The 26,756-nt window shown below is 67.1% G+C and carries 13 protein-coding genes; 7 read left to right on the top strand and 6 right to left on the bottom strand.

Annotated elements, in window-relative coordinates:
- Positions 1-255: 255 nt before the first annotated feature.
- On the bottom strand, positions 256-2,829 hold the full coding sequence (locus NA11_RS00955; protein ID WP_084653862.1) for a helix-turn-helix transcriptional regulator: 2,574 nt from the start codon (positions 2,827-2,829) through the stop codon (positions 256-258).
- Positions 2,830-2,897: 68 nt separating this feature from the next.
- Between NA11_RS00955 and NA11_RS00950 the strand changes: the two genes are divergently transcribed.
- The 4 genes from NA11_RS00950 to NA11_RS00935 all read left to right on the top strand — a co-directional run bounded on the left by NA11_RS00950 (position 2,898) and on the right by NA11_RS00935 (position 6,226).
- Positions 2,898-3,746: a hypothetical protein gene (locus NA11_RS00950; protein WP_167837521.1), complete on the top strand. Its 849-nt coding sequence runs from the start codon at positions 2,898-2,900 to the stop codon at positions 3,744-3,746.
- A 94-nt stretch (positions 3,747-3,840) separates the two neighbouring features.
- A complete protein-coding gene (locus tag NA11_RS00945; RefSeq protein ID WP_141717311.1) occupies positions 3,841-4,611 on the top strand; it encodes a hypothetical protein in 771 nt (256 codons plus the stop codon).
- Positions 4,612-5,075: 464 nt separating this feature from the next.
- Entirely contained in the window at positions 5,076-5,576 is a 501-nt protein-coding gene (locus NA11_RS00940) for a hypothetical protein (RefSeq protein WP_069159772.1), read from the top strand.
- 137 nt (positions 5,577-5,713) lie between these two features.
- Positions 5,714-6,226: a hypothetical protein gene (locus NA11_RS00935; protein WP_141717310.1), complete on the top strand. Its 513-nt coding sequence runs from the start codon at positions 5,714-5,716 to the stop codon at positions 6,224-6,226.
- Here the strand turns inward: NA11_RS00935 and NA11_RS00930 are convergent.
- The 4 genes from NA11_RS00930 to NA11_RS00915 are packed head-to-tail and all read right to left on the bottom strand — an operon-like array spanning position 6,223 to position 11,162.
- Positions 6,223-7,524, bottom strand: a complete 1,302-nt coding sequence (locus NA11_RS00930; RefSeq protein WP_069159770.1) for a GMC family oxidoreductase — start codon at positions 7,522-7,524, stop codon at positions 6,223-6,225. The genes NA11_RS00935 and NA11_RS00930 overlap by 4 nt on opposite strands.
- Positions 7,521-8,819: an aldehyde dehydrogenase family protein gene (locus NA11_RS00925; protein ID WP_069159769.1), complete on the bottom strand. Its 1,299-nt coding sequence runs from the start codon at positions 8,817-8,819 to the stop codon at positions 7,521-7,523. Before NA11_RS00925 ends, NA11_RS00930 begins: the two co-directional genes overlap by 4 nt.
- Positions 8,819-9,967: a phenylacetate--CoA ligase family protein gene (locus NA11_RS00920; RefSeq protein WP_069159768.1), complete on the bottom strand. Its 1,149-nt coding sequence runs from the start codon at positions 9,965-9,967 to the stop codon at positions 8,819-8,821. Before NA11_RS00920 ends, NA11_RS00925 begins: the two co-directional genes overlap by 1 nt.
- Entirely contained in the window at positions 9,960-11,162 is a 1,203-nt protein-coding gene (locus NA11_RS00915) for a pyridoxal phosphate-dependent aminotransferase (RefSeq protein ID WP_167837519.1), read from the bottom strand. The genes NA11_RS00920 and NA11_RS00915 overlap by 8 nt, the downstream gene beginning before the upstream one ends.
- A gap of 337 nt (positions 11,163-11,499) precedes the next feature.
- Between NA11_RS00915 and NA11_RS00910 the strand changes: the two genes are divergently transcribed.
- The 3 genes from NA11_RS00910 (at position 11,500) to NA11_RS00900 (ending at position 15,833) form a co-directional block, all read left to right on the top strand.
- Positions 11,500-12,231: a hypothetical protein gene (locus NA11_RS00910; RefSeq protein ID WP_069159767.1), complete on the top strand. Its 732-nt coding sequence runs from the start codon at positions 11,500-11,502 to the stop codon at positions 12,229-12,231.
- 409 nt (positions 12,232-12,640) lie between these two features.
- The gene (locus NA11_RS00905) at positions 12,641-13,858 is read left to right on the top strand and encodes a cytochrome P450 family protein (protein WP_069159766.1); all 1,218 of its coding nucleotides are present in this window, start codon (positions 12,641-12,643) and stop codon (positions 13,856-13,858) included.
- A gap of 142 nt (positions 13,859-14,000) precedes the next feature.
- Entirely contained in the window at positions 14,001-15,833 is a 1,833-nt protein-coding gene (locus NA11_RS00900; RefSeq protein WP_069159765.1) for an acyl-CoA dehydrogenase family protein, read from the top strand.
- Between the two features lie 26 nt (positions 15,834-15,859).
- Here the strand turns inward: NA11_RS00900 and NA11_RS00895 are convergent, their stop codons facing one another.
- A complete protein-coding gene (locus NA11_RS00895) occupies positions 15,860-26,662 on the bottom strand; it encodes a winged helix-turn-helix domain-containing protein (RefSeq protein WP_141717308.1) in 10,803 nt (3,600 codons plus the stop codon).
- Positions 26,663-26,756: the final 94 nt, after the last annotated feature.

The following is a 26,756-nucleotide window of genomic DNA, read 5'->3' as shown; positions in this document are numbered from 1 at the left end:
CCAGGCAGGGCACCGACACCGCTCGGACAGGCGCACCTGTGCCGAATACAAGCTCTCACAGCCCAGTCCGCGGCCCCTCCCACCGCTGAGAGGGGCCGGTCCGACTATCGCGTGGCAGCCCGGCACAGATGGCCGACGTGCTCAGCGAACGCAGAGACCGTTGGGGTTTCGACTACATCACCGTCTACGAACACGACATGGCGAGGTTCGCCCCGGTTATGGAGCTACTCCGCTGAATCGGTGGCGCAACCGGAGTCAATGGCGGCGTGGGCGATCTTTCGCCGCTTCGTGCACCCGGGGAAGTTGATCGGCGGGGAGTCGATCGAGGACCTCCTTGCGGGAGGTGATGTGCAATTTCTGGAAGATGGTCGACATTTGGGCGTCCACGGTCCGATACGAACTGCCGCGCCGGGCGGCGATCGAACTGTTCGTCCAGCCTGCCGCCGCCAGCACCGCGACATCCTGCTCGGACTCGGTGAGGTCGAGCCAGGTCGCCGCGACCTCGTCCGGCGGCATGGTGTCGGCGCTCGCGGCTCCGAGCGAGAAGTCGCCGAGCGCAAGGCGTTCCGCCTCGGCGAACTCGTACCGGAGCGAGACACCCTCGGCGACCGCCGCGTCGTAGGCCTTGGCGCCGAGGACGTTTCGAATCGTCTCGATCGCCGCCGTGTGCTCATCGGCGAGCAGGCCTTGCTTGCCGAGCACGATGCCGAACATCCTGCGCTGTGTCTCGGCCCCGCCGATCAGGTGCGCGGCCTCGCGGGCCAGCTCGCGGGTGAGTGCCCGTTTGTCGACGCCGTCGCCGCGGTTCACGATGATCTTCGACAGCGACCACACCCGGACGTGCACGGCCCACAACGCGCCGACGCGATCGCCCATCGGGACCTGATCGGCCAGCGCGGCCCGGCCCGCGGCGAGCGCTTCGACCGGGTCACCGTGCTTCGTCAGCGCGATCGCCCTGGCCACCTGGGCCCATGTCGTGGCCATCGTTGCGCCTGCGCGGGTGGCGTTGTCGAGGTAGCGCCGGGTCGTCGCCATCGCGAGCGGCGCGGTCCCGAGCAGGCTCGCCGCCCACGACTCGATCATTTCACTGATCGCGGCGACACCGTAATCGCCACGGGCAGTGGCCATCTCGCGCGCACGCGCAAGCACCGCGATGGCGCGCGGATCGCGCTGTGCCAGCATCAGCTCACAGCCCCTGGCGAATTCGACTTCGGGTGCGAGCCCGAGGTCGGCGTCCGGCCGGTCCCGCCAGCCCGCGCGCGCCGCCGCGTCGGGCAGACATGCCGCGACGGCCGCCTCGAGCAGGCGTTCGGCCGCGCGATAGGCGCCCTCCGACATGAGACTCCAGACGAGCAGACCCATCGCGGCGATTTCCGGCTCGGAGTGTGGGCGCCCCGGCCGTCGCACCGCCGCCAGTGCGCTCTCGGTCCAGCGGCGGATCTCGGGCAGCGACCCGACGAACAACGGTGCGCGCAGTGCGAGCAATCCGAGCGAGATCTCCAGGCCGATCGACGCGTCGTCGGCGGTCGCGACACTCGACTCGATCGCGATCCCGAAGTTGTCCCACGACCGCTGCGCCCATTCGAGCAACGGCTTGTCCTGCGTGCTGAACCAGCTTGCGCGGGCATGCATGACGCGGTCGCGGTAGTACCGCCGGTGCCGCGCGAGCAGCCTGGCGAGTTCGTCGTCCGCGTCGGGCTGCTGCCGCAGTTGCTGATGGGCAAAGACCCGAAAGCTTTCTGCCAGTGCGTAATAGACGGCATCGGTCGAGATGTGCGAGGCCACCAGCGAGCGGTCGACGAGGCGCTCGAGCAGCTCAGGTATCTCGGCGGCGCCGAGTCGTAGTCGTCCGTCGGCACCGTCCTCGTCGGCGCACACCGCGACCACGGCGGCCAATTCCGCTCCCCCGCCGCCGGATTGGGCACCGACCACGGCGTCGTCGGTGGGCACGTCGGCATCGACGGCGAACACCGCCATCCGGCGAAACAGCAGCTGTTCGTTGTCCTCGCACAGTTCGTAGGACCACGCGATCACGTCGCGAATGCTCTGGTGTCGCTCGTCGGCACCGCCGAGCGGCGGCTGCGACCACTGCATGCGCCGGTCGGACGCGGCTCCGTTGAGGTCGCGCAAGATCAGCGGCAGCGGCTGGCGGGTGAGCCGCGCGGCGGCCAGCCTGATGTGCAGCGGGAAATAGTGCATGTGCTGGCAGATCTCGCCTGCCATGTGCGCATCGTCGGCGCCGGCCAGCGGCTGGCTGACGAGCGTCGCACGATGCCGAAACAACGAGAGGGCCTGCTCGGAGGTGAGCGGCGGCACCGAGATCAACCGCTCGTCGACCCAGCCGATCGGCTCCCGGCTCGTCGCGATGATCGACAGTCCTGGCACCACATCGAGCAGTTCGGCGATGAGGTCGCCCGCCGCAGCGAGGACGTGCTCGCAATTGTCGAGCACGAGCACCGACTGCAGCGCCACCCCGACCGCATCCGAGCGGCTGAGCCGGTCCACCACGGCATTCCACCGCGAACGATCGGAGAAGTCGAGATCGACCACGGCGTGCGCCAATTCGAACTCCAGCGCCGCCACCTCCGCGCCGGCGGCCGTGCCCGCCAAGCTGACCCAATAGACGGGAACTTTCCTGCTCTTCGTGTAGCGCGACACCGCCTCGGCCGCCAAGCGGGTCTTGCCGATGCCGCCCGCACCGACCAGGGTGACCAACCTGACCATGCCGGAGAGCAACTCGCCGATCTGTCGAAGCTCACGAGTCCTGCCGACAAAATGGCTGGCGATCGAAGGGGGATTCCCCTGACCGAGCCGATTACCCTTGGCCATGCGGCAAGCTTCCCACGAGCGGTGAGCACGCACCGAGATCACGCAGCATCGGCTTCTAAACTCGCATGATGGTGCAGCCAACACCCTGGCAAGCGGGCAAGAAGCCACCCGGGCACACCGGCCCGACGGGCCGCACCGCGCGCGCTGGATTGGCCCGCCGGATCGAAGTCGCGCACCTCGTCACCTCCCTCGGACCGCACGTCGCCGCGTTGCGCGGGCAGTGGGGTTATCTGTTCGCGGCGATCGGCAACCTCGTCACCTTCTCGGTGCTGTTCCAGCCCTGGATCAATGCCGCAACGCTCGACGGCTGGATCAAGGCAACGCCCTTCGGAAAATACGAGGTTTCGAGCTCCCTGGTCTTTCTCTGGTCTGGGAAGCCACCGAAACCGACGGTGGTCAACGGCACGTGGGCGGTCCTCGCCACCGTCGCCGTCGCCTTCACCGTCTCCGCCGTGGTGATCAATCTGTGGGCACGGACCGAGATCCTTTTCCGGGTGGCCGCCGGATCCTCCCTTGCCACGGCATTTTTCGTGGTCTGCGCACTGATCCACATGAACCGCAAAGGGCCGGAACTGCGCGACATGTTCGGGTACGGCAACACGAGGGATCTGGGCGGCCAGATCGGTTTGCTGATGCGTTGGATGAACGGCAACGGCAAATACCCGGTGCCGGGCCTGGACAAAGTTTCCCTGGTCACCGCCAGTCTCACCGCCTGGGCCTGGTTCGCCGCCGCGATGGCGGTGATTTCGGCGGTGACCGCATGCACCCAGTGGATGCGTAACCGTCCGGCAGGCCCGCTGCGCATCCACCTGCGCATCCCGTCGCAATTGCCCATCGTCATCACCCGCAGTGCCCGGCCGGCCACTCGCGCACCGGAGTCCGATCCCGACCCGGCTGCGGCCGAGCCCAAGGCCTGAGACGCACGGTCCGCACCACCACTGTCCGGCAACACTTCCCGGCAGTGGTGGTGCGGACCGGGATTCGCCGCGGTCCGGCCCCTAAACTGGTTCGATGGTGCAGCCAACGCCGTGGCAAGCGGGCAAACAGCAACAGGCACAAGCTATTACGCCCATGCCAGAGCAGCGCGCCGCGCGCAGGCGACTGGACGCTGTGGCCACCGTGACCGCGCTCCGACTGCAGCTGGCCTGGCTCCGCGGCCACTGGGGTTATGCCTGCGCCGCGGTGGGCAACCTCATCACCTTCTTCGCGTTGTTCCAGCCGTGGATCAGAGCGTCCGCGACCGACGGCACGATCAAGGCGACGCCGTTCGGGAAGTTCGAGATTTCCAGTTCCCTGGTCGCCCTCTGGTCGAGCTCGCCACCACCCATGGCGAAGATCAACGGCGCCTGGGCCGTCCTCGCCTGCATCGCCGTCATCCTCACCGTCGTCCTCGCGGTGCTCAACCTTCGAGCCCGTACTCAGGCGCTGTCCACCGCCGTGATGGTGTCCTCGGTGGCCATGTCGCTCTTCGTCGCCTTCGCCCTGGTCCACATGAACCGGCAGGCGCCGAACATCAGGAACATGGTCGCGAACGGGCCACCGCGCGACCCGGGCAGCGTCGCGGGCCTGCTGATTCGCTGGGCCTCGGGCAACAGCACCTATGCGCTGCCCGGCGTCAACAGATACACCTGGGCCACCGCCGGTCTCACCTCGTGGGCGTGGTTCGCGGGCGGGATCGCAATATTCTCGGCGCTTGCGGCGACCGCCCAGTGGGCGCGCAATCGCCGGGCCGAGGTCGATCCGTCACCGGTGCGCGTATCTCTCATCAAGTCGGGTCACTGACCCCCGCCGATCGTGTGATGCATCACGATTAGATGGCACGTCATCCAGCGTGCCGCTAGCTATCGGCGATTACCGAGGTCCGAAACCCGCCCGTCAGCACGGCAATTCGCCGAAATTGGTCAAATGTCCTGGAAATCTACGGGCCGCCCGACGGCGACAGGGTCGGCCCGATACGCCTTGACCACCCGAACACGGCAGCCTTAGCCTTGGGCCAGATGGCCACAGACGCCCATCGATTCTGATTCGAAACTCCGCATTCGCAGCGACGCGTACCGGTGGAATTCCGACCCGTCAACATCCTCGCGAAATGATCAGAGAAGATGGCTAATTCACCTTCCGTAGCAGTCCCCTATCCCGCCACGCCGCGCCAAGACCGGAAATTCTGGTGTATTGCGGCGTTGAGCCTGTTGACCTTCGGCTTGCTCTTTCAACCCTGGGTTTCGGCCACCGGGCCGAGGGGTGACGTGAGCACCAACGCCTTCGGCCGGATCGACCGCGAACACTTGCACGCGACGATGCCGGGCAACGACTACATCTCCCTGCACAGCACCTGGGGCATGTTCGCGGCGGCCGCCGCACTGACCACCGCCTGCGCGGTGGTGCTGTACCTCGGGACCCGAAGCAATTTCTTCGCACTGCTCTTGGTCGTCGGCAGCGCGGTGACCGCGGTGTGCGTGTGCGCGGCGCTGCTCTACCTGCACGGCAAAGCACCGGAACTGCGCGACATGACGACAACGCCGCCGAGCAATTTGACCTCGGGTGTCCGGGCCGTGCTGCACCAGCTTCTCGGCTCCGGAGGGCAGACCCAGATCCCCGCCACCGCGGAACTCGCTATTTCCGCGATGATCGCGGGCGTCAGCAGTGTCGGCACCGCCATCGCCGCCTTGGCCGCAGGGCTCGGCCACGTCGTCGCCGGATCTCCGGAGCAGGTCACGCACGACATGCGCCACGCCGTTCCGGCCTGATTCCGGATTCGGCGCCCTTTCCACCCCTGGTGAACCCTTCGTTGCATACCGTTACTCAGCGGCACATCATTTGATGGTACGCTGTTGCTTGCCAGCTCGGACCTCGTCGGCAAGCAGGACACCGACGAAGGATGACGATGTCGATGATCACGACCGGTCGAGCAACTCGATCCACCCTCCCCCGCCGCCTCGCCGCGGCCGTGCTGACGACCGGACTGCTCGGCCTCGGCGTCGCGTCCGGAACAACCCAGGCGAACCCCGGGGCCGACTGTCTCTGGGCGGGTGCCGCGCATGCACCCGGCAGCACGGTCGTTGCGGGCGGCTGGGAGTTCACCTGTGGCTACGCACGGTGGCTGCGCGGCCCGCGAACGGACGCGCGCACCACCGTTGCGAACCCCGGCGCCAAGGCCAATCCGCGCGGCAGGTTCAGCGCGGGCGCACTGCAACCCGGCACCGACTACACCGACTACTGCGTCGGCGACCAGCTCATCGACGGGCGCGAAGATATTTTCGAGGTCATGCAGGACGGGAACGGCTTCCTGTGGTGGAAAGCCGCAGGGCCGATCTCGGGCTGGCACTTCGACGGAACGACACCGCCGCCGGTGTCGTGGCGGCGCCCCAGCCTCTGTCGCGAGGGCGAACTGATCTAGCGCGCCGGATCGGCCGGTGCCGCAGGCACGCTCGGGCCGGCGGCGTCGGCCTGATCGCCGGCGAACACCCGACACCAGCGTTCGGCGAGTGCGAGCACGGTGAGGTGGATATTGGTACCGGGGATCGGAGCCAGGACCGAGGCATCGACCACGGAGAGCCCACGCAACCCGTGCACTCGGCCGGTCCGCTCGACCACCGCGGCACAGCTACCGGACGCGTGGTGATAGGTGGTGACATCCCGAACGATCGTCGCCTCGAGATCGGCCTCGGGACCCGGATACAGCTCCCGGCGAACCAAACTGGCCATCGGCTCAGTGGTGGCCAGCGTGCGCGCCAGCTGAGCAGCGGCGACCATCACGTCCCGATCGGCCTGATCGGCAAGGTGACGGAAGTCGATCACCGGTGGCGCTTCAGGGTGCGCCGAGGAAAGCCGTACCGTGCCTGCGGAGTTCGGGTGCATCGCGGAGACGGTGAGACCGAAGTACGCCCCGGTGGGGCTGGCCAAGATGCCGCAGCGGCGCGCCGAGGTGGGAAAGATCTGGGCATCGAGCAGGCTGAGCAGCACTTGGAAATCCGGGCCGCCCGGCGTGGGTTTCGCAGTGGCATAACGGAGTTCCCACAGCGGGTGGTCGGTGAGGCCGGTTCCCACCGGAAGGTCGAGCCGGACCGGGATACCGAGGCGGCGCAGGTCCTCGGCGGGCCCGATACCGGACCGCAGCAGGATCATCGGGCTGCCGAAGGCGCCCGCGGCCAGCACCACGTGGTCGGCGCGCAGCTCGGTGTCACCGGCGCGCACCCCGACGACCCGGTCGTCGTCGACGAGCAGCTGGTGCACCAGGCAATCGGACCGAATCGTCAGGTTGGTCCGGCGGCGCGCCCTGGCCAAGTAGGTCATCGCGGCGTTCTGCCGCACTGCGCCAACACGATTCATCGGAATCGGCGCGGCGTCGGGGGCGGCGAGGAGGAACGCGCGCTGCACCTCGGTGAGTTCCTCGGGACCGTAGACGGAGATCGGGAGCGTGCGCAGCACCGCCGAGTAATCCCAGTCGCCGTACACGCCATCACCCGGGAAGGCGAAAGTGGCGTTGGTGGCCGAAGATCCGCCGACCACTCGCGGCCGTGGCACGGAATAACCCCAGTCGTGGGTCGTGGCCATCGAGCGTCCGTCGAGCATCTCGTCGGGGAACCGCACCGGGTAGTCCGGCCCCGCCTCGAGCAGCATGACCTCGCGCGGATCCTCGGTGAGTCGATCGGCCACGACACAGCCCGCCGAACCCGCGCCGACGACAATGATCACGCCAGCACCGTCGTCCGCATCAGTGCCGTGGTGAGATACATCCCCTGATGCCGCGACGCATAGTCGACCTGGCTGGTCGGCGCGTTGCGCAGCACCTTGTGCGCCCGCAACCGGACGACCTCGAGGCGCGGCTGTCGCGTGAAAACGCTCATCGCCAACGCCATTCCGGACGGCGTATGCCGCACCGTGCGGTTGGCCAGCTCGATCGGGTCCTCGTCCGCGCGGTAGTACCGGATGCCGAGAATCGGGTACGGCGTTTCCTCGGCAAGCAACGGGGATCCGTCTCGGCAGCGGACCAGCAGCACGTCCCGGTCGTAGATCACTTCCGCACCGGCGCAGCGCTCTTCGGCCATTTTCCGGCCTGCCGGTTCGAGCCGACCCAGCTCGGTTGCCGGGTCGAGCGGGTCGCCGCGCCGGATCGAATCCGCCTCGGCGATCAATGCTCGCTCCAGTTCGTCGCGCAGGTCGATGGGGACGTATACCTTCTTGGTCGAGTTACACATGTTGCCGCGATCTGCCGCCGTTCCGTGCACCAGATCCCTTGCCGCAGCGGTGATATCGGCGTCCGGGTACACGATCGCACCCGAGCGTCCGGTCCAGAAGGCGATCTTGCGGTGCTGTGGCGGCAGGTCGATCGAGTGGTATACCGAGTGCACCGTTGTGTCCTCGCCGTAGATCACCGATTGTCCGCAGGCGCGGATCGCACGCTCGATCAGGTGCCGCTCGGCCAGGTCGGAACTGTCGAGCAGCACCAGGTTCGGTGCGTCCAACCCGGCCGACAGCACGGCGTGCACGAACCGATATGCCGACAACGGCTCGACCGTACTCGGCTTGACCACCAACGGATTTCCCGAGAGCAGTGCCTGACCGAGTGCCCATGCGGTGAGCGAGGTCGAGTCGCCTGCCAGGATCATCGCGGTCGGAATACCGCCCTGATAGCTGCGTCCGGGACCGTGCAGCACCGTGTGGTCGGCAGGCACGCCGAACCGGGCTACGTAGACGTCGACGGACGCGAGCCAGGCGTTGACCGCCGCGACCGAGCGGCGCAGAAACGACAGCGGACTGCCGGTGCGCGCCGCCAACTCCGCCAGGTCCGCCTCGCTGAGCCAGTCGCCGCGCCGACCGATATCGCACAGCGCCGCAACAGTTTTCCGTAGATCGGCGGGTGCGGTATTGCGTACCTTCTTCAAGGCGAGCGACAGATCTTCGGGTGCGCACCCTGGGACGTCCCACCCGTGCAGTTCGCGGCGTTCGCTCGACAGCCGCACCGAGTTGTTGACGATGTTGGACAGCATCAGACCCCACCCGCCGCACATCCGGTGTTGAGCCGCTCCAGTTCCAGCACACGCTGAATGTCCAGCAGCCGTGGGGAAGTGCGGCCGCAGGCGCACGCCCCTTCGAGGTAGGTCGCTTCGTCACCGACGAGGTAGCGCAGATATCGGCTGCCGTGCTTGAGCCCCGTCAGGACGACCAGCCCGCGCCCGCCGTCGGGCACGTGCTCGCCGGTCTGCTCGTCGAGCACCTCGGTGTAGATGAAACCCTGGAGCACGTGCAGGGCGGGCCCGGCCGAACAGCCGACCGCCGCGATGCCGACCTCGGCGGAGCCATAGGTGTGAATGAACTGGGATGGGGGCCAACCGGCCAGATCATTCGCGCTCCAGGTGCGTTCCTGGAGGCTGCCGTCCGACGGAAACGGTGCTCCCCCACCGACAATGACCCGGATCTGCGCGCCGATGACGTTGTCGATGTCCTCGTCGAGCAGCGTGTCCAGGGTGGCGCCCTTGTTGCCGGCCAAGTGCTTCGGGCGCCACGGCGGCAGGGCCATGGCGTTGAACCCGCCGAAAGCGCTCAGCCCGTCGGCGAGTTGGCCGAGGATCTGTTCGGGCGTTGCGTTGAGATGATGATTGTTCTCCACCACGCAGCCTGCCGTGGTGAAGATGTCCTCCATCAGTTTGCCCGCGACATGGCCGTTGTGAAAACCGTTGAACATTCGTGCGTAGTCCGCGGGTTCGGCCTCCCGCATCAACCGATCGCCGAACTGCGTTGCCGCTGCCCAATCTTCGTGGGTGTAGTACGAACCCTTCGGTCGCCCAGTGGAACTGGTGGTGAGGAACTTTCTGGCGATCCGTTCCTCGGAGGCCAGCCCGAACAGGCCGTTCACCGCCGCCGCGGCCAGCCGGTCCGGCAGCAGCGCACCGTCCGGCACCGACGACACCTCACCGGGCGCGAGCAGCGGCAGCTCGCCGAATTCGGCGTAGGACCGCAGCGGGCCACCGTGGAAACCCGCTTCGGCCAGCCGTTTTCCGTGGAACGAGCAGCTGTCCGCCGTGTCGGCAACGAAGGCACTCAATATCTCGAGGTAAGCGGAATCCAGCGGCTTCTCATCGATGCCGCGATCGGTGCTGTCGAACACGGACGCACCGAAGCGGAGCAGCTCAGGCACGACCGGCCTCGATGGCGGCGAACGCGTTGCCGAGCCGTTCGATGCCCTCGTCGAGCACGTCGTCGGGGCAGGCATAGGTGAGGCGAATATGGCCCTCGCCCAGCGAACCGAAGGCGGTGCCCGCCACCGTGGCCACCGAGAACTCCTCGGTGAGGAAATCGCTCACCTGCTGGGCGGACCGGCCCGTCGCGCGAGTATCGGGGAAGACGTAGAAGGAGCCGTCCGGCGCCGGACAGGTCACGCCGGGCATCTGATTCAGCGCGGCGACCATCTTGTCCCGTTTGGCGCGCAACAACGCGGTGGTGTGCGCGACGTGATCCTGCGGTCCGGTCAGTGCGGCCAGCGCGGCCTGCTGGACGAACGCGGGCACGTTGGTCACCGAGTTCTGCTGGAAGATATCGAGCAACGTGCACAGCTCCGGATTTGCCACGCTCCAGCCGATCCGGAATCCGGTCATGATATAGGTTTTGCTGAAAGTGTCGACGACGATCGACCTTTCGGCCATGCCCGGCAATGCGGCGATCGACTCGTGCTCGGCCGGTGCATACACGCGATGGCTGAATATCTCATCGCTGAGCACCAATGTTCCGTAGCGCACACACAATTCGGCGATATCAGCGAGGTGGCCGACCACCATGCCGTTCGGGCGTTGCGGGGAGTTGAGAATCAACAGGGCGGGCCGGTGTTCGGCGAGCAATGACTCCAATGCCATGAGATCCCAAGCGAAATCAGGCTCGGTCAGCGGTGCGTAGAGCACCTGGCCGCCCGCGTAGGTCACCCAGAACTCGTCCGGCGGATAGCCCGGATTGGGGAAAACGACCGAGTCGCCCTCGCCGATCAGCGTCAGCAGCGTCTGCGTCAACGCATGCTTGGCACCCATGGTGACCAGCACTTCTTCCCTGGCTGTCGGCCTGCCCCGACTGGTCAGCTCGGCGGCGATGGCGTCGCGCAGCTCGGGCAGGCCTGGACCGGGGACGTAGCGCACCTCGCCTGCCCGCAGCGCCGCCGTGCAGGCTTCCATGATGTGCGGCGCAGGCAGGAATTCGTCGCCCTGGAAATCGCCCTTCTCGAAGTGCACGATGCGGCGGCCGGTCTCCTGTTCCAGCGCTTCGGCTTTCCGCATCGACGCCCACTGCTTCGGAAGGACGAAATGCTCGGTCCGCGCCGAACCGATCGGCATCGTTGGCAGTGCCATGACATTCTCCTGTAGGGGTGCGCAGCCAGCACATCCGGCGGTGGTGCCGAGGTGTGGCCCCACAGTGTGGGAGCCACGTTGATCGTTGACCGATCGGTAACTGACCGGCATCAGGGAACCCCTGCGCGATGTTTGCTATGCACGTAGGAACGTTGCGGCTCGAGCCGGCCCCACACCATGGCCGATCTGGCGACACGCATCGCTCGCCGCAGACCTTGCCTGGTCACCCTGGTAGGTAGGTATGCCACGGGATAGCCGTCAGGCATCACCCCATGCGCGCGGCCCACCGAGTTCTGGACCATTGTGCTGGACGGATCAGCATGCAGATCGGATCGCCATGGTGCCCAACAGTCTCCTCTGGACCAACTTCCACGGGCCGGAGAAATACGCCACCGATGATGTCGTGATCACCGCGCTGACCGCCGCCGACGGTCGCTGCATCGGGGTGACGCTGCCGATGCTCGACCAGCGCGACACCGCCTACCAGCAGTACGCGGGGAAGCGGATTCGCCGGGGCGATCGCTACTTCAGTCTGGTCACTCCATTGCCGACGGGTCGAGGCGAACCGCAGGCATGGGACTTCGGGCCCGCACGAAGAGCGCCTTGGTATGACGCGGTGCTCGCGGCGGGCACGCCGCCGATTCTGCTGCTCACGCACGTGCGCTGCGGTCGCGCGGTCATCAGTGTGCTGCAGGACGGCCTGCCGACGTTCGCCTGCGTCTCCGGGGACACGCTCGGGCGGTTGGTCGCCAACCATCCGATTTTCCGCCGTGCGCTTGCCGCGAATCCGGGTAGTCCGGTGGTGCTGCCGATTCGGGAGTACGGCGACCCACATCCGCTGGTCGGCCCGCCCGCCGCCATGGCATTGCAGCGCAGCGGTGTCGATCGAGATATCCACACGGTCAACGGCATTCCCGTCCTGCGCGTCGGCAAGGCAGGAAGCTGGTCCCAGCTCGGCATCGAGCCGAGGTCGGATCCGGCGGGGCATCCGCTGCCGCCCTTCTACAGTTTCGCCGCGGTGGATCGGGCGGCCGCGCGGCAACCCGCGGCCGCGGCGGCCAAGCGCTGAACGAGCCTGCCGCGGTTGCTGTTCCCAGCGCAGGGAACAGCGACGGGTGCGCCGATGCGTATCGTCAGAAGAGATTGACTGAAACCCGGTGCATTCGAACATATTTGAGATACCGGCTGGTTTCATGAGCAGGACCGCCAGGTTGCTCACCGGCCCGCGCGAGCAGAGGAGTTCCAGCGTGTCCACGTTCTATCGTGCGCCAAATCCGCTGCCCGCGAACCTGTTCCCGCTGTTCCGATTACCTCGGTAGGCACGCCGAGACCAGCACACCTCCACCGCGATCCGGATACTCCGGTTCGCGGTGGCTACGCGTGCGCTCATGAATGCCGTCCCCACATCTCTCGCCCGACCAAGGAGAACCTCTGCAGTGCCTCTGCACGCTCAAACCGCACCAACAACGAATCCCCCCATGCCGATCGAGGCGATCGGCCCGCGAATCCCGATCTACACCGAGGAATTCGCGGCCGATCCGCACGGCGCCTACCGCAGCATGCGCAGTCGCTACGGCACCATGGTGCCGGTCGAAATCTGGCCGGGCGTGCCCGCCACCTTGGTGATCGGCTATCGCACCGCGGTCAGGATTCTCAACGATCCCGAGCACATGTCCGCCGATCCTCGACCGTGGCAGAAGACCGTTCCCGCGAACCTGCCGATCATGCCGATGGTCGAATGGCGACCGAATGCGCTGCGCAGCAACGGAAACACGGTCGAGCACGCGCGGTACCGCAAAGCGACCAACGACGCGTTGGCCGGGGTCGACCAGCACGCCTTGCACACCATGGTGGAATCGGCCGCCCTGCCGCTGATCAACGCGTTCTGTGAGACCGGGTCCGCGGATCTGCTGAGCCAGTACAGTCTTCCGCTGGTCTTCGATGTGCTCAATCAGATGCTCGGCTGCCCGCCACAGATCGGTCAGCAAGTCGCTGAAGCGAGCAAGGCGCTGTTCGAAGGGGTCGACACGGCCACCGTGAACGCGATGCTCGACGCAGCGTTGCTCGACCTCACCCGCCTCAAACGCGCGGTGCCCGGCGACGATCTCACCACCCGGCTGGTGCGCCATCCTGTGGAACTGACCGACACGGAGATGATCCACCAGCTCGTCACCTGCTATTCCGCGGGCATCGAAATACCGCAGAACCTCATCGCCAACACGGTGCTGTTGATGTTGACCAACGAAAAACGTTTCATGGGCAACGAACTCGGCTTCGCACCGTCGACCGCCTCGGCGCTCGACGAGATCTTGGCGACCGATCCGCCGCTGGCCAACTACTGCATCACCTACCCGCTGCAGCCGATCGTGATCGACAACGTCTGGCTACCCGCGAACCAGCCGGTGATCACCAGCATGGCGGCGTGCAACAACGGCCCCGAGCTCAACACCGGCGACTACGCGGGCAACGGATGGAACCTCGCATGGGGTTCCGGGCCGCATGCCTGCCCCGCGCTCGCCAGGTCGGCCGCGCAACTGATCGCGCACGACGCCATCGACCTGCTGCTCGACGCATTGCCGGAACTGCGGCTCGCCGTCCCCGCCGACGAATTGGTGTGGCGCCCTGGGCCATTCCATCGGGCACTGGCCCAACTACCCGTCGTCTTCCCCGAGACGCCGCCGATGAATCTCAGGTAAGGACCGTGTATGGAATAGCCGCGCACCAGCGAACCGCCGACAGCACCGGGCAGCCCACCGGCGTCCGCCCGGAGAAACCTGCCCGCGCGCCACCACCTCGAGCGATTCTGTGCGGGCCGAACCCAGCGTCAGGGTGAGTGCAATGACAACTTCAGACGTTACCGCCAACGAAACGTACGCCGAGCCACCGCTTCGGCCTTTCGACACCGCCGCAACCACACCAACTGTCGAGGCACTGCGGGAGGTGATCTTCGGTACGCACACGTCGCTGCACGCCCAGGTGCGCGACCTTGTCGTCGGCCTGTCCGATCTGCCGCCCTCCGGACTCACCTTCGCACGGGAAACCGAGATCGCCCCCACACTCTTACGCGCGGTCATCGCTGGGCTCGGGCGCCCGGCCAGCGAGATCGCCGCCGACGCGCATCTGCGTGGCGCGCTCTGTGACTGGGCGCAGGTCGCAGCCCCCAGGCTATTGCTTGTGCTCACTGGGCATTTCGACCTGACGGTTGGCGCCATCCTCGCGCTCGGCAACGGGTCGCGCTATCAGCAGGACTGCCTCGCCGAGCTGGACACCGGCGCCGCACTCGGTGTGCTGATGCTGACCGAACTCGGCGGCACCAACGGCGCCGACCAGCAGACCACGGCGCGCTGGGACGCCGCCGCAGGCGAATTCCGGCTCACCACACCGGCGGCCAGCGCAGTCAAGATCATGCCCAATGTCGCCGACGTCCGCGAGCCGAAAACCGCGGTGGTCACCGCACGTCTGCTCGTCGACGGACGCGACGAGGGCGTGCTGCCCTTCCTGCTCAGGCTGCGCACGCGGCATGGGCTGGCCGACGGTGTGCACGTAATGCGCCTGCCGGACAAGGATTCCGCGCCGATGGACCACGCGATGATCCGGTTCGACGAGGTGCGGCTGCCGCGCGCGGCACTGCTCGGCGGAGACTGGGCTCGGATGTCCGCGGACGGCCGCTTCGACTGCACGCTGCCGCCGCGCAAGCGATTCCACCGCGCCATCAGCGTGCTCGGCAACGGTCGCCTCGACCTGGCCAACGCCGCCATCGCCAGCGCTCGCGCCGCGCTGGCCGGGCTGGTCAACTACACCCGCCAGCGCAGGCCGGGTTCCGGAATGCTGATGGCCGATCGCGATGCCGTGCAACGAGATCTGGTCACCGGACTCGCCGCGGTCTATGCCGCAAGCGGTCTCGGACTGCGGCTGCGCGACCTGCGGGCAACGACCACGGGTGACGGGCAGGAGCATGCGGTGTGGTCGATGCTCGCAAAACCGTTGCTGTCCAACACCGCCCATCAAGTCCTCATGATGTGCAGGCAGCGCGCCGCGGCCCAGGGCGCACTGCGCGTCAACCACATCGTCGACTGGGTCGGCAATCTGGAGGCGATCATCACAGCCGAGGGTGAGAACCAGATCATGCAGGTCACCGCGGGCAAGCAGGGCCGAGACCTCACCGCACTCCGACTACCGGATACGCCGCGAATGCCGTGGTACATCGACACACTCGCGGAACGCGAACGCACGATCGCCGCGGACCTGCACAACGGCAGCTACCGGTCGACCGGCAATGCGCTCGGGCCGGACTCGGCCGCCATCGAACTGGCCACCGCGACGGCAGAACGGCTGGCGGCAACGGCATTGGCCACCGCGGCACTCAACACCGACGACCCCACCGCCAAGGAACTGATCGGCACCGCGGCCGCGGCGTACGCACTCGAACGCATCCATGCGCGCGGCACCTGGTACACCGCGCACCGGCGCATGTCGCCGGATCTTGCGACGTGGGTGACGACCGAGCTGAACCGGCTGCACGAGGTGCTGACCGCGCACCTGCCGATCATGGTCGCCGCCTTCGACATTCCCGATCTCCCCGGACCGATCTTCGCCGCGGACTACATCCGAGCGTGGCAGGACTACGCGGGCTGGGACGACGAAACATTCACTGCGGTGGATAGTCGTTGAACCGGTAGCCGACACCGCGGACCGACTCAATGCGCGGGGTCGGTCCGATCGGTGTCGCCGATGCTCGGGTCGGTAGGGGCACCACCGACCTCGAACCGATAGCCAACTCCCTCGATCGAGGTGATGCGTCGCGCGCGTGGGTTCGTATCGCCGATTCGATGACGTAGTCGACCGATGACAGCCTTCACCATTTGGGCGGTCCGCAGATTCCATTCGTCACCGAGAAACGCCGAGACCGGGACGACCACACCGGCGTTCGCCATGAGCAAAGCAAGCACATCGAACTCCACTGCGGAGACGTAGACCAGCACACCGTCGCGGAAAACCCGCCGACCGGGCGGCTCTGCCCTGAATTCATCAACCACAAGGGCGCCTTCCTCGACGAGAATTGGCGTACCGATCCCGTCGAACCGCGCACCAGAGCGGTAGACCCGAGCGATGGACCCGGGATCGCCGAGTTTGCGGCGCAGGATCCACAGCTCGTCCGTCACCTTGTTTTCCGAGACATCGTCGCGACCCCATACGGCAAGAATCTTGTCGCGCTCGACGTTTCGACCTGCATTTCTCATCAACAGTTCGAGCAGATCGAACTGCAAGCGACCGAACGAGACCAGATCATCACCGACGAAAACCCGCCTACCTGGCGGCTCCAACCGGACGCCACCGACCTCGATCACTCCGTCGTCGACGACGATGCGGTCACCGACACCATCGAAACGCCAACCGAAATGCGGAACTGTGACAATGGATCGCTCGGCGCCGAGCCTGCGCCGGGCTGCTGCGACGATGTACCGGACGGTGACCTCCGCCGCCAGCCCACCGTACAGCTCGGCAGCAATCATCTCCGGTGAAACAATGCGTCCGGCATGTGCCAGAAAAACTCGCAGCAGCTCGAAGACCGGCTGACTGTGCCACTCCCGGTCGGCATAGTCCAGCGGGACCGATCTGCCGTTGACAAGCACGCGGCGAGTGCCCGACTCGGTAGTCTCCAGCACGACACCGCCTGTCGCACTGCCGAATCGGCAGCCGAGCTCGCGAACGACCATGACCGGCGGCAGATCCGGGATCTTGCGTCGCAATTGCACGAACGCTCCTCTGACCGCGATAGCCGTTTCCTCGAGGTCTCGCGTCCCCGGCATTGTTTCCTCGGGCAGCTTCCGGCGCATGGTCGCCGATGAGATGACCCGCCCCTGATTCCGCAGTGCGAATTCGAGCAGATCGAATTCCAGGCGGCCGAGCTCGACGAGCTGATCACGGACGAATACCCGGCGGCCTGGTCGCTCGAGCCGAATGGGCCCTGCCTCCAGCACATTCGTTTCGACGACGATTCGGTCGGCGATGCCGTCGAAGCGAACACCGAAACCGGACACGGTGACGATGCTCGTGTTACCGAGCTCCTTGCGCAGATCGTGCAAAGCGTTATTGATCACCCGATACTGCGCGTCGCCCACCGCGCCGAGAATCTCATTCTGCAGAATGTCCCACACCACGATCCGCCCGGCGTCGGCCATCACCCGGGCCAGCAATCGGATCGCCGTCTCGTTCAACGTTGAGATCTCACCACTGGCGACGACCACCAGGCCTGCCCGTTGCCCGGTGACCCCGTCGGCGGGCAATTCGACACGGACGCCGCCGATCTCCAGTACCCCAGGTCGGTCCGGGCGGCTAACGGTCGGCGGGTCCGAGCGCGGCGCGGGGGCTGTCCGAGGGGACCACGGGGTGCCGCCGGCCGCCACCGTCGGATCGGGCGTAGACCATGGTGTCTCGGGCCGACTGCCGGTCGGCGCGGCGGCATCGGCCCGAATATCCGCCGCCACCACCGAAACTCGCCGACCGCGCAGGTCGTGCACCGCACCGGTGATGCCGGGCACCACCCCACCGTTGTGCAGCACCGCCATGAAACCGGCGGCGGTGGCCGTCGTGACCGCCGCGCCGAGCATCGCGGACAGCTGCACCACGCCATCCGCGATAGCGCCATCGGGAACGACGACGACCTCGTCGACGACCTCGAACAGTGCCTGGGCCACCCGCTCTTCGGACGCTACCGCCCCACTCGCTTCGAGCGCTGCGGCGAGCGTTGGCGTCCCTTCCGGAATAGCTACGAGGACAAGGCGTTCGCGCTGTTTGCCGCTACCGTCGGCGTAGTCTCTGATCGCCCGCGCGCGTTCCGCGACAGCACCGAGATCGCCGGACAGGATGATCACTTCCGCCTGCGGTCGTTGGGCGAGAGCGGCCGCCAGCGCCGGATCCGGCGTGGTGACATCTGCTGGCGCGGAGTTTTCGAGCGAGACAGCGCTTTCCGGCGCACTCGACTGCCGTTCCTGCGGCCCGATCCCGTCGACCAGCACGATGCCGAGATCGACTCCGGTCAGCTTCTTCACGCTTCGCGGACGCACCACTTGCACTGCGGGCCCGCCGGATCGGGACTCGGCATCGACCCGCGCGCTCGACGCCGCTGCGTTGGCGTCCGGATCCGGACCGGGCGGCGGGCCGTGAATACGCCCGCGCGGGATCTGCCGGTCGCCCGCGTTGTCCGGCTCCGCACCGTGCAGCGGATCCACCGGTAGATCACCCTGGAACGCTAGTGCGTGCACACCTGCGGCGGCGGCATCCGCCGACAACATGGCCGCCCACACCCGCACCGCATCGTCACCCTCGATGTGGCGGACCCCCACCACGGGATTGCCTGCGTCGTCGTGCTGCAACTCGGGTTCGGCGGCCACGACGCGACCGTTGTCGTCCACCTTGATCATGACGGCGTTGGCGCCGGCATTCGCATCGATCGGCTGGTAATCGAGGGCCAGCACTACGGTGCGCCGCAGTGGCGCAGCGCGTTCGGATCGCGGCGACTCGGAGACCCACTCGAAGGCCGCCGTCACATCCCGGAAGCGACGCCAATTCGCGTTCGCCCACAGCGCCGCGTCGTGACCGTCGACGCCGGACAGCACAATCTCGTCGATCCGGTTTTCGGGAATCCGGAACCCCGGCCGCGGGCCATTGCCCTGCGCGGCCTCGTTGAACATCACAACCAAACAGGTCTGCGGGGCATTCATCATGATGTGCTGCAGATTCGCGCCCGCGCCCCAGGCCCCGGCCTTCGCGAATTCGACATCGAGTCGCTCATCGAGATCGCCGAGTTCGTCCCACGCCTCCTGCCGCGTCGCCCCCTCGGCGATCAGCTCCTCGCGTGTGCGCGCCATGCTGTCGAGATGCCAAGCGAGATCGGTCAATTCGGCCAGGCGAGCATCCCAGCCGAAGCCGGGTCCGGTGTCGCGATCCCGCCACGATCGCGCCTGAACCAGACCCGCGTCCACCGCGTCGATGGCGCGCACCCAGGATTCGGCGCGATGAAAATCCGAGGCAAGATTGAGTAGCAGTTCGAGCCCGCGGTAGTGCTCGAGTGCTTCCCGCAGATCCGGTTGGGCGGCCGCCGACGGATCGAGCAGCTGTTCGTCCGCCCACTCCCACGTCACCAGTTCCGGGTCTGCCGAGACCCGTTGGGCGATCTGGGTGCGCAGGTCCTCGGACAACTCTTCGAGTTCCCAAGCTGCCGAGGAACCCGGCCACAACTGCGTGATCGACGCGATTCCCGTCCCTGGGGCGGCGTCGGAAAACCGGTGCACCGCACCAGCGGCCACCGCAACGAGCTCGGCGCGCAACGCGAAGAGACTGGCCCCGAGTCGATCACGGCGCGCACGATCCTCGGGACCGTAAGCGGGCGGGTGCCCCGGACCCGCCAGGTCGAGCGCCGCATCGGCCACCGCGTTGTCCACCGCCGCGTTCAACACGGTCAGGTCGCCGCGTCGCTGATGCGCGGCCCGACCCCAGTCGGCGTATTGCCGAAGCTCGAGATACTCCTGCACCAGCGCGTCCTTGAACAGGAGCCAGTCCGCATCCTGGTCGGCCAAACTCTCCCATTCGAATCCGGTGGGGGCGTGAAAAGGGTCGGCCGAGTACGGAACCCGCGCCGCGGCGTCGGTTGGTTCGTCGGGTGGCCGCGTCCGCTCCTGCAGCTGCGCGGCAGTCAGATCGGCAGGATCCGTGTCGATGATCGCTTGCAAACGGTCGTGCGTCAGCTGCAGCTTGCTGAGCAAGCGACGCTGAGTATCCCGGCCTGGCTGCAGTTGCTCGGGCGGAAGCGCATATTTGACCGACATCTGCTCGACCCAGCCGTGCGCCAGCCCCGGCAGCACCGGTATCGACGCGGTGTCCTCGACGGCCGTCGCCCAGCGATCGACCCGGTAGACCAGACCCAACAATCGCAGATACCGTGCTGCCTCGTCGTCGAGCACGGGACCCGGCTGGTCGAGCATCTGGGTGACCGCCATCCGCGCGTCGAGCAGCGCTCGTTCCATCGTGTCGATGACCTGGATGCGCGATCGGAGCCGATCGCAGCCCGCGATGACCTGCAGTTCGTCGAAGGTCTGCGCGAAAACACCCCATGCCGTGGCGAGTGGCTCGTTGTGGCCGTTCGCGGTGAGCTCCCGCACCATGTCCGCGATGTCGGCGACCCGGTCGGGATCGGTCAACTCGGTGGGGAGCAGCTCGATTCGCGCCGCCTGGGCCAGCGCGTTGATCACTGCCGACGTCGCCAATTCGAGATCACGGGCCAAATAGCGACGTACCCGTGAATCCTTGCTCAGCGCTTTGTCGATGTCACCGTCGAAACCACCTGCGGCGAGGATTTCGGCGAGATCCGCACGCAGCGAACGGAGCTCGTCCCCGGCATCGGCGCGCAACCCGGCGACGGCCTCGGTGAGCACGCTTCCCCCGATGACTTCCGCCTGCGTCTGCAACCGGGTGTGCAGGTCCTCGAAGCCCCGGTTCTGTTTGTCCCGCAGCCGATTCAACCGGTCGACGAGCGGGGTCGGATCTCGGGATTCCGACAACCGCTCGGCGATCTCGTTCTCGGCCTGGGCGACCAGATCGGACTGTTGCCGCACATCGCTTGCGACAGTGGCTATCTCCTGAGTCAAACGCTTCAGATCCCCGAGCCCGCTCGCGCACTCGCCGAACGTCTCGGCAAGTGACAGGCTCGTATCGATGCCTCGATAGTGCCGATAGAGCTCGTTGACTTCGGGCGAGTACCGCCGCGACTGGGCATGCAGCGCTTCGAGATGCGCGGAAACCGGGCCGGGAGGCAGCAACTCGACGAGTCGCGCCCGCGCGTTCTGCCGTAACCGCTCCAGTTCTAGTAGGTTCGGCTCGCCCTGGAACAGACCGGGTATCGGCGCTGACGCACCTCGGGCAACCAATTGCCGCGCGGAGTGATCCCGAAGCACCGTCGCGCCGCGTAACGCCGCCTCCAGCACATCAATCCAGTGTTCGAGATCTGCCCTCTTCTCGGCGCTGCCAACATCCGTCCAGCTCCGCAACAGCTCGCGGAGTCCGGCGATCGTCTCCAGCCACTCGCCGCCCGGCGTGTGGCCGAACGGTATCCGTAGCTGCGTGGCGTACTGTTCCCGTTCCTGCGCGTCGAGTGGGCGCAGCGGTCGTCCGTTGGCATCGAACAGGATCGCCAAGTCCTGGAACACCTCTCGGGGCGCGTCGGTCGAGAATTCGCGCACTCGGGATTCGTTGACGGACAGCACGGTGCCGTCTTCCTTCGCCACTTCCCCGTCTCGCTGGTTGACCGCCAGTTCCACATGCCCCTGAGAACCCTTGTCGTCCGGGGCCTTCCACTGCGTGAGCACAAGCGCCGCTTCGGCCGGATCGGCCGGGTCGAGCAAGCGGGCGCGCAGCTCGGCGCGGCTGAGATCCTCCGGCGCACCGCCCGCCGCCGCGATGATCTTCCCGAGGTCGGTGCCCGCCATTCTCCGCTCCTCGGCGAGTAGCCGAATATCACTGTCCGGAAACAGATCTCGGAGTGCGAGCAAGGACGACACCGCACAGTTACCCGCGTCGGGGTTCGGTGCGGCCACGGCATCCACGGCACTGGCGGCCGCCACCAGCGCGACGAGTTTCTGGTCGAGGATATCCAGCGCTTGCGCCCAGTCGTATTCGGCGGGCCCGTCCGCCGACGCGTGCGCCAGCGCAGCCCGTAGCCGTGCGGCGGCCAACCTCTCGATCAACTCGAGCTGTCGTCGTAGCTCGTCGGCAGCTTCGAGATCGCCTGCCTTTCTTGTGGTTTCGGGAAGTGCCAGCCGCTGCTCGGTCAGACGGCGGGCCAACGCTTCCCGCGCGCGATCCGCCGCCCCGCTCACCACATTGGGATCCATTACCGGTGGGTTCCGGCGTGGCGGCGCGCCGGGCTCCAGCGCCGCCCGCTCAGCCGCGTCGACCAGCTGGTGGTAGAGCACCCATTCGCCCTCGGTCGGTTCCGCCGCGGCCCCTGGCGGCAGCCGTCGATAGGTCTCGACTTGCAGGAATGACTCGGCTGGCGCCTCGACGTCGTCGGCATCAACCTCACCGAATGCGTTGACACGGAGGCCGTACTTGCTGAACAGCCTGACCACCCATGCGGCATACCCGGCATCGGTGCCGCCAGTTTCCAGATGGTGACGATAGAGAATGTTCACCACGCCGGGCTCCACAGCACAGTCGCCCGCGTGGCTCAGTCCGTGTCCGAGTTCGTGCAGCACCGTACGAGTTGTCGGGGTGTCGGCGTTTCCCCGGAGATACCCGCTCGCGGTCGCCCGTTGTGATTCTGTTCGGTTCACTTCCGGACTGATGCCGATCCGCTCATTGAACCGGAGCGACGTTGCCCGCCGAGTGTTTCCGTACCAGGACCGAACCGCGTAGCCATTCTCCATGTCGCCTTGTGGCGTAAATCCGATGTCGACGAGCGTGATCAGTGGGTATTCGGCGAGAGTCGTACGCACGGTCGTGACGAGCTCACGCACCGTGGCGCTGTCCAGTCCCGGTATCTCGAATCCGGGCAGTGCGACACCGTGTGCCCGCGCCATGGCCTCGCCAAGGGCCATATTCACCAACGTCTGCGCCCGCTCCGATTCGTTCGCGGGTGGTGTCCGAAGCGGGTGCTGCGCGGTCCACACGCGAGCCATCTGCTTGACACGATCATGCACGGCACGTTCCGCGACGGACGCGTTCGCCCGATCTATCCGCACGGCAAAATGCGACGCGACCAGCGTGCCCCGAATGTCCAAAGTTCCGTCGCTGTGAAAAGCTCCGGCACTCAGCTCTTTTCGAGTCCAGTCGACGAATGATTCCGCGCCGGTGCGAGTGCGTATCCAGAGTTCGCGCAGGAAACCACGCAGATCCTTCTCCGCGCGCCACCGTCCGGCTTGGACCAGGACATTTCCAAGTTCGTTGACAACAAGGCAGTACAGCGGCCGATCCGGCACCACAAGCCGCGGGTTGGCTTCGACCAACGCTTGCCATGCCGCACGCAATCGATCGGGATCGCCTACGTAAGCTCGGTTGAGGAGCATGACCGTCGATCGCTGTGCAATCAGAGTGCTATGCAGAATGCTGACGGCGACTCCCTCGGTGCCGGACAGCTCGTCGATGTTGACCCGCTGCAGAACGGACGGAGCACCGTGGTCGCGGATAGCCGAGGCCACTTCGCGGGCGGTCGCCAGGTCACGACCGCCGCCATCGAATTCGAGCTCGATGCCGCGGCTGTCCCGCAGACCGTCGACCACCTCATCGACGGTCGAGCACCCTTCAGGGTGCCAATCGGCGGACAGTGGGCGCGAGTCGACGACGCCATACTCGTCGTAGATCTGTAGCTCGCGCAGAGCGGCGGCGAGTTCGACCTGCCGCGCGTCGTACTCGTCTGCAATCTGGTCGTCCTGGTCCGCCGCACCGGCCAGTACACGAGAGTAGGCCGATCCGGCCTCGCGCAGCCGCTGCTCGTGTTCGGCGTACCGCTCGAACAGGTGATCCGCGTGACCGCGCTCCGCGACGACCTGTCCGCGCCGAACAATCGCGCTCACGAGCGGAAGAGCGCCGACGTCCTTCACGAAGACCGAGGCAACATCCGAATCGAGGACATCGGCGGCCAACCGAACCACCTCGGCGCCTGCACCGCCACCAACCAAATGAATCTCCGGTGGGCGCGCCGCATTACCGCCGCTCGCGTCCAACAACTGCCAAACCAGCTCAGCCACGATCCGCGGGCGGCGTGCGGCATCCAGCGCACCCCCCGACGGGTCGTATGCAGCTACCGTCACCACTGCCGCCTTGCGGCCGCCTCGCGCCGCGCGCTGATACAGGTCCCCCGCCTCGCGCACCATAGCGGGCAACGCGGCCCAGTCGGCCACGGGGTCCGGCACAAACCCCCACACCTCGTCCGCGTCCGCAACATCGCCGAAAGCAAGCACCGCGACGCTCGGTGACCAGAGACCCGCTGCGCCGGTAGATGATTCGACACCGAGCACCGACACTCGCGCCTGGGCGGGCAGCTCGGCCGCCCGAACGTCGGCGGTCTCGAACACCAGTCGCATCGGATCGAGAAAACGCTCGTCCGCCGTGGCTTTGCTCGTGGCCTCGGCGTACTCGGCAGCCCTCATCCAGAATGGAGCCTCGACCGGTACCTCGGTCGGCTCGGTGTCTTGATCGTGGGTCGGCTCGGTCGTGCTGTCATGGGTCGCAGGTTGTCCCTCGGTCTGCTCAGCCGTGCGCTGATCGTCGCTCGGCTCGACGGTCCCGTCCGCGCTCGCGGCACCGGTCTGCCCACCGACGCCGTAGCCATGGCCCGGCTCGCTTGGCCCGCCCCGAGGCGCGTCAGGCACGCCAGTCTGCTCAGCAGCGCTGTGACCCTGACCCGGCGCGATGGATCCGCCGGGGTCGGCCGAGGTGGCGGCACCCGCGTTTTCGTGCGCAGGCCCTGCCGGTTCGGACTCGTCGACGGCTCGAAACTGCACGGGCTCCACCGGATCCGGCATCGAGGGAGGCACATCGGAGACCGGCGCCGCAGGCCTTGGTGGATCGTGGGGGTCCGCGGGACTCTGGACCGCACCCGGGCGGGCGATAACGTGCGGCTGCCGGTTCGTCTCGTCCAGCTCCGGTGGTCGCAGTGTCGGATCATCCGGTGCACCAGGACTGTTCGGGTTCGGCGCCACCGATCCTGGCTGGATCGCGGGCACCCACCCCGAGGTGCCCGTGCCTGCACCGGCCTGCCCGGCCGCCGGGGGCTGCTGTGTCGTCGGGGCTGTCGTTGGGGTTGCCGGTGGCGCACCTGTTGTTGGAGTGGCTGGCGGCTCGACTCTCGTGGGAGTCGCTGGCGATTCAACTCTCGTCGGAGTCGCGGGCGGCTCAACTGTGGCGGGAGTCCCTGGCAGTTCAAACCTCGTGGGAGTCGCTGGCGGCTCAACTCTCATGGGAGTCGCTGGCGGCGCACCGAGATCTGCCTCCGTGTCCGGCCGAATATCGAACTCTCGCAGTGGATTCCGTTCCAGCACACCTACCTGTGCGGACTGCGCCTCCGGCTTGGCGACCGAACCATCGGACACGGCACCACCGGCATCCCGCCACACCGACGACAAGCCGAGGTCTGCCCCCATCGACGCCGGGGCACCGCCTGCACCGTCCCCGCCGCGCACCGCGGACCCGAACACGCTCATTCGGTGCAGGCCTGCCCGGTCCGTCGTCGAATATCCCCCGGACTCGGCGGGGAGTCCGCTGCCGGGCTGCGGGCCTGGGGGACGCACCCCGCCGCCGTCGCCAGGTAGCCGCGTCGGGACGTACCCGCCGTCGCCACCACCGCCGTCGAACCCGCCGAGCCAGAATATTCCGCTCGATTCGGGTTGTCCGGCAACACCGTTCGGGCCCGACAGGAAAGCGCCGTCCCCGCCTGGCGGCTTGCCGGGACCTGCGGGACCGATCAGCTCCACCGACGAGCCGTCCCCCGACGACAGTGCCATCAGCTGCTCGCGCGCTCCCTGCTCGGCGAGCTGCGCCAGCCGGGCCACGGCCTCGCCGTCCCCGACCGATTCCGAAAACAACAGCCGCTCAGCGGCTGCGGACTTGCCGTCGATCAACAGCCGCTCAGCGGACACGGACTTGGCGTCGGCGCCGGTTGGCGGCGCATCGAGAGTCGGCACATCGACAGCTGGGGCAGCCTGTCGCGCCGCGCTCACCGTGTGCGCGGCCAACCCCAGCACTCCGCCGCTGATCAGTTGTGTCACAGGCGAATCGAGCCGTCCGATGGCGACCGCGCCACCGAGCGCACCGAAAACTCCGGCTCCGGCGGCAACGACCGCGCGCCCCCACCCTGCGGACAAGTTCGCGCCGACGACCTTGGCGACTACTCCGGCCCCGAGCCTGCCGCCCATTGCGGACCCGGCGCCAGCCAGCCCCGCCGTGCCAACCAACGCCCAATCCACCCCACGCCGAGTGGGCTGCGCCAGCTGGATCCCCAGGTTGAGCCCGGCCTGCGTCGCGCCGAAGGCAGCCCCTTCCGCCACGAACAGGCCGGCCCGCGCCACCGTCACGGCCGAAGAGCCCGCGCCGATCCGACCGACCAAACCCTCCAACAACGCCAGAAACCGCGCACGCGCCTGCGCGGCTGCGGCCACCGAAGTCCCTGCGCAGAGCACCATCAGCACCAGCAGCGTCATCTCCGTGCATGCCAGCTCGACGTCGTTGGCGACGTCGTCCAGCCAATCCGCAACGGCCACAGCGAATCCCGACAGCTGTTCGGAGTGCGTCGTGAGCGCCGCTGCCGACTCGTGCATCGCGCGACCGACGTGACTTCCCTCGTCGACGGCACCCGCCAGGTGCTGGATACCGCTCGCGACCGACGCCCGCACATCGGCTGCGCCCGTGGCGATCTCGCGCCACGTGGCCGCCAGCCGGCGCAACGCCTCGGGATCTCCCCTCGGGAACTGACCCCCGAACACGAGCTTCTCTGCGAATTCCGACACCGGCGAACTCATCGAGGCGCCCTACACCCGGTGCTGTCGCACCGATCGGGCCGGCGCACCCACTGTCGATACCGCATCATCGCTCAGTCCGTAC

This window comes from Nocardia altamirensis NBRC 108246, assembly GCF_001612685.1.
Lineage (GTDB): Bacteria > Actinomycetota > Actinomycetes > Mycobacteriales > Mycobacteriaceae > Nocardia > Nocardia altamirensis.
This window is presented reverse-complemented; position numbering and strand designations above follow the sequence as displayed.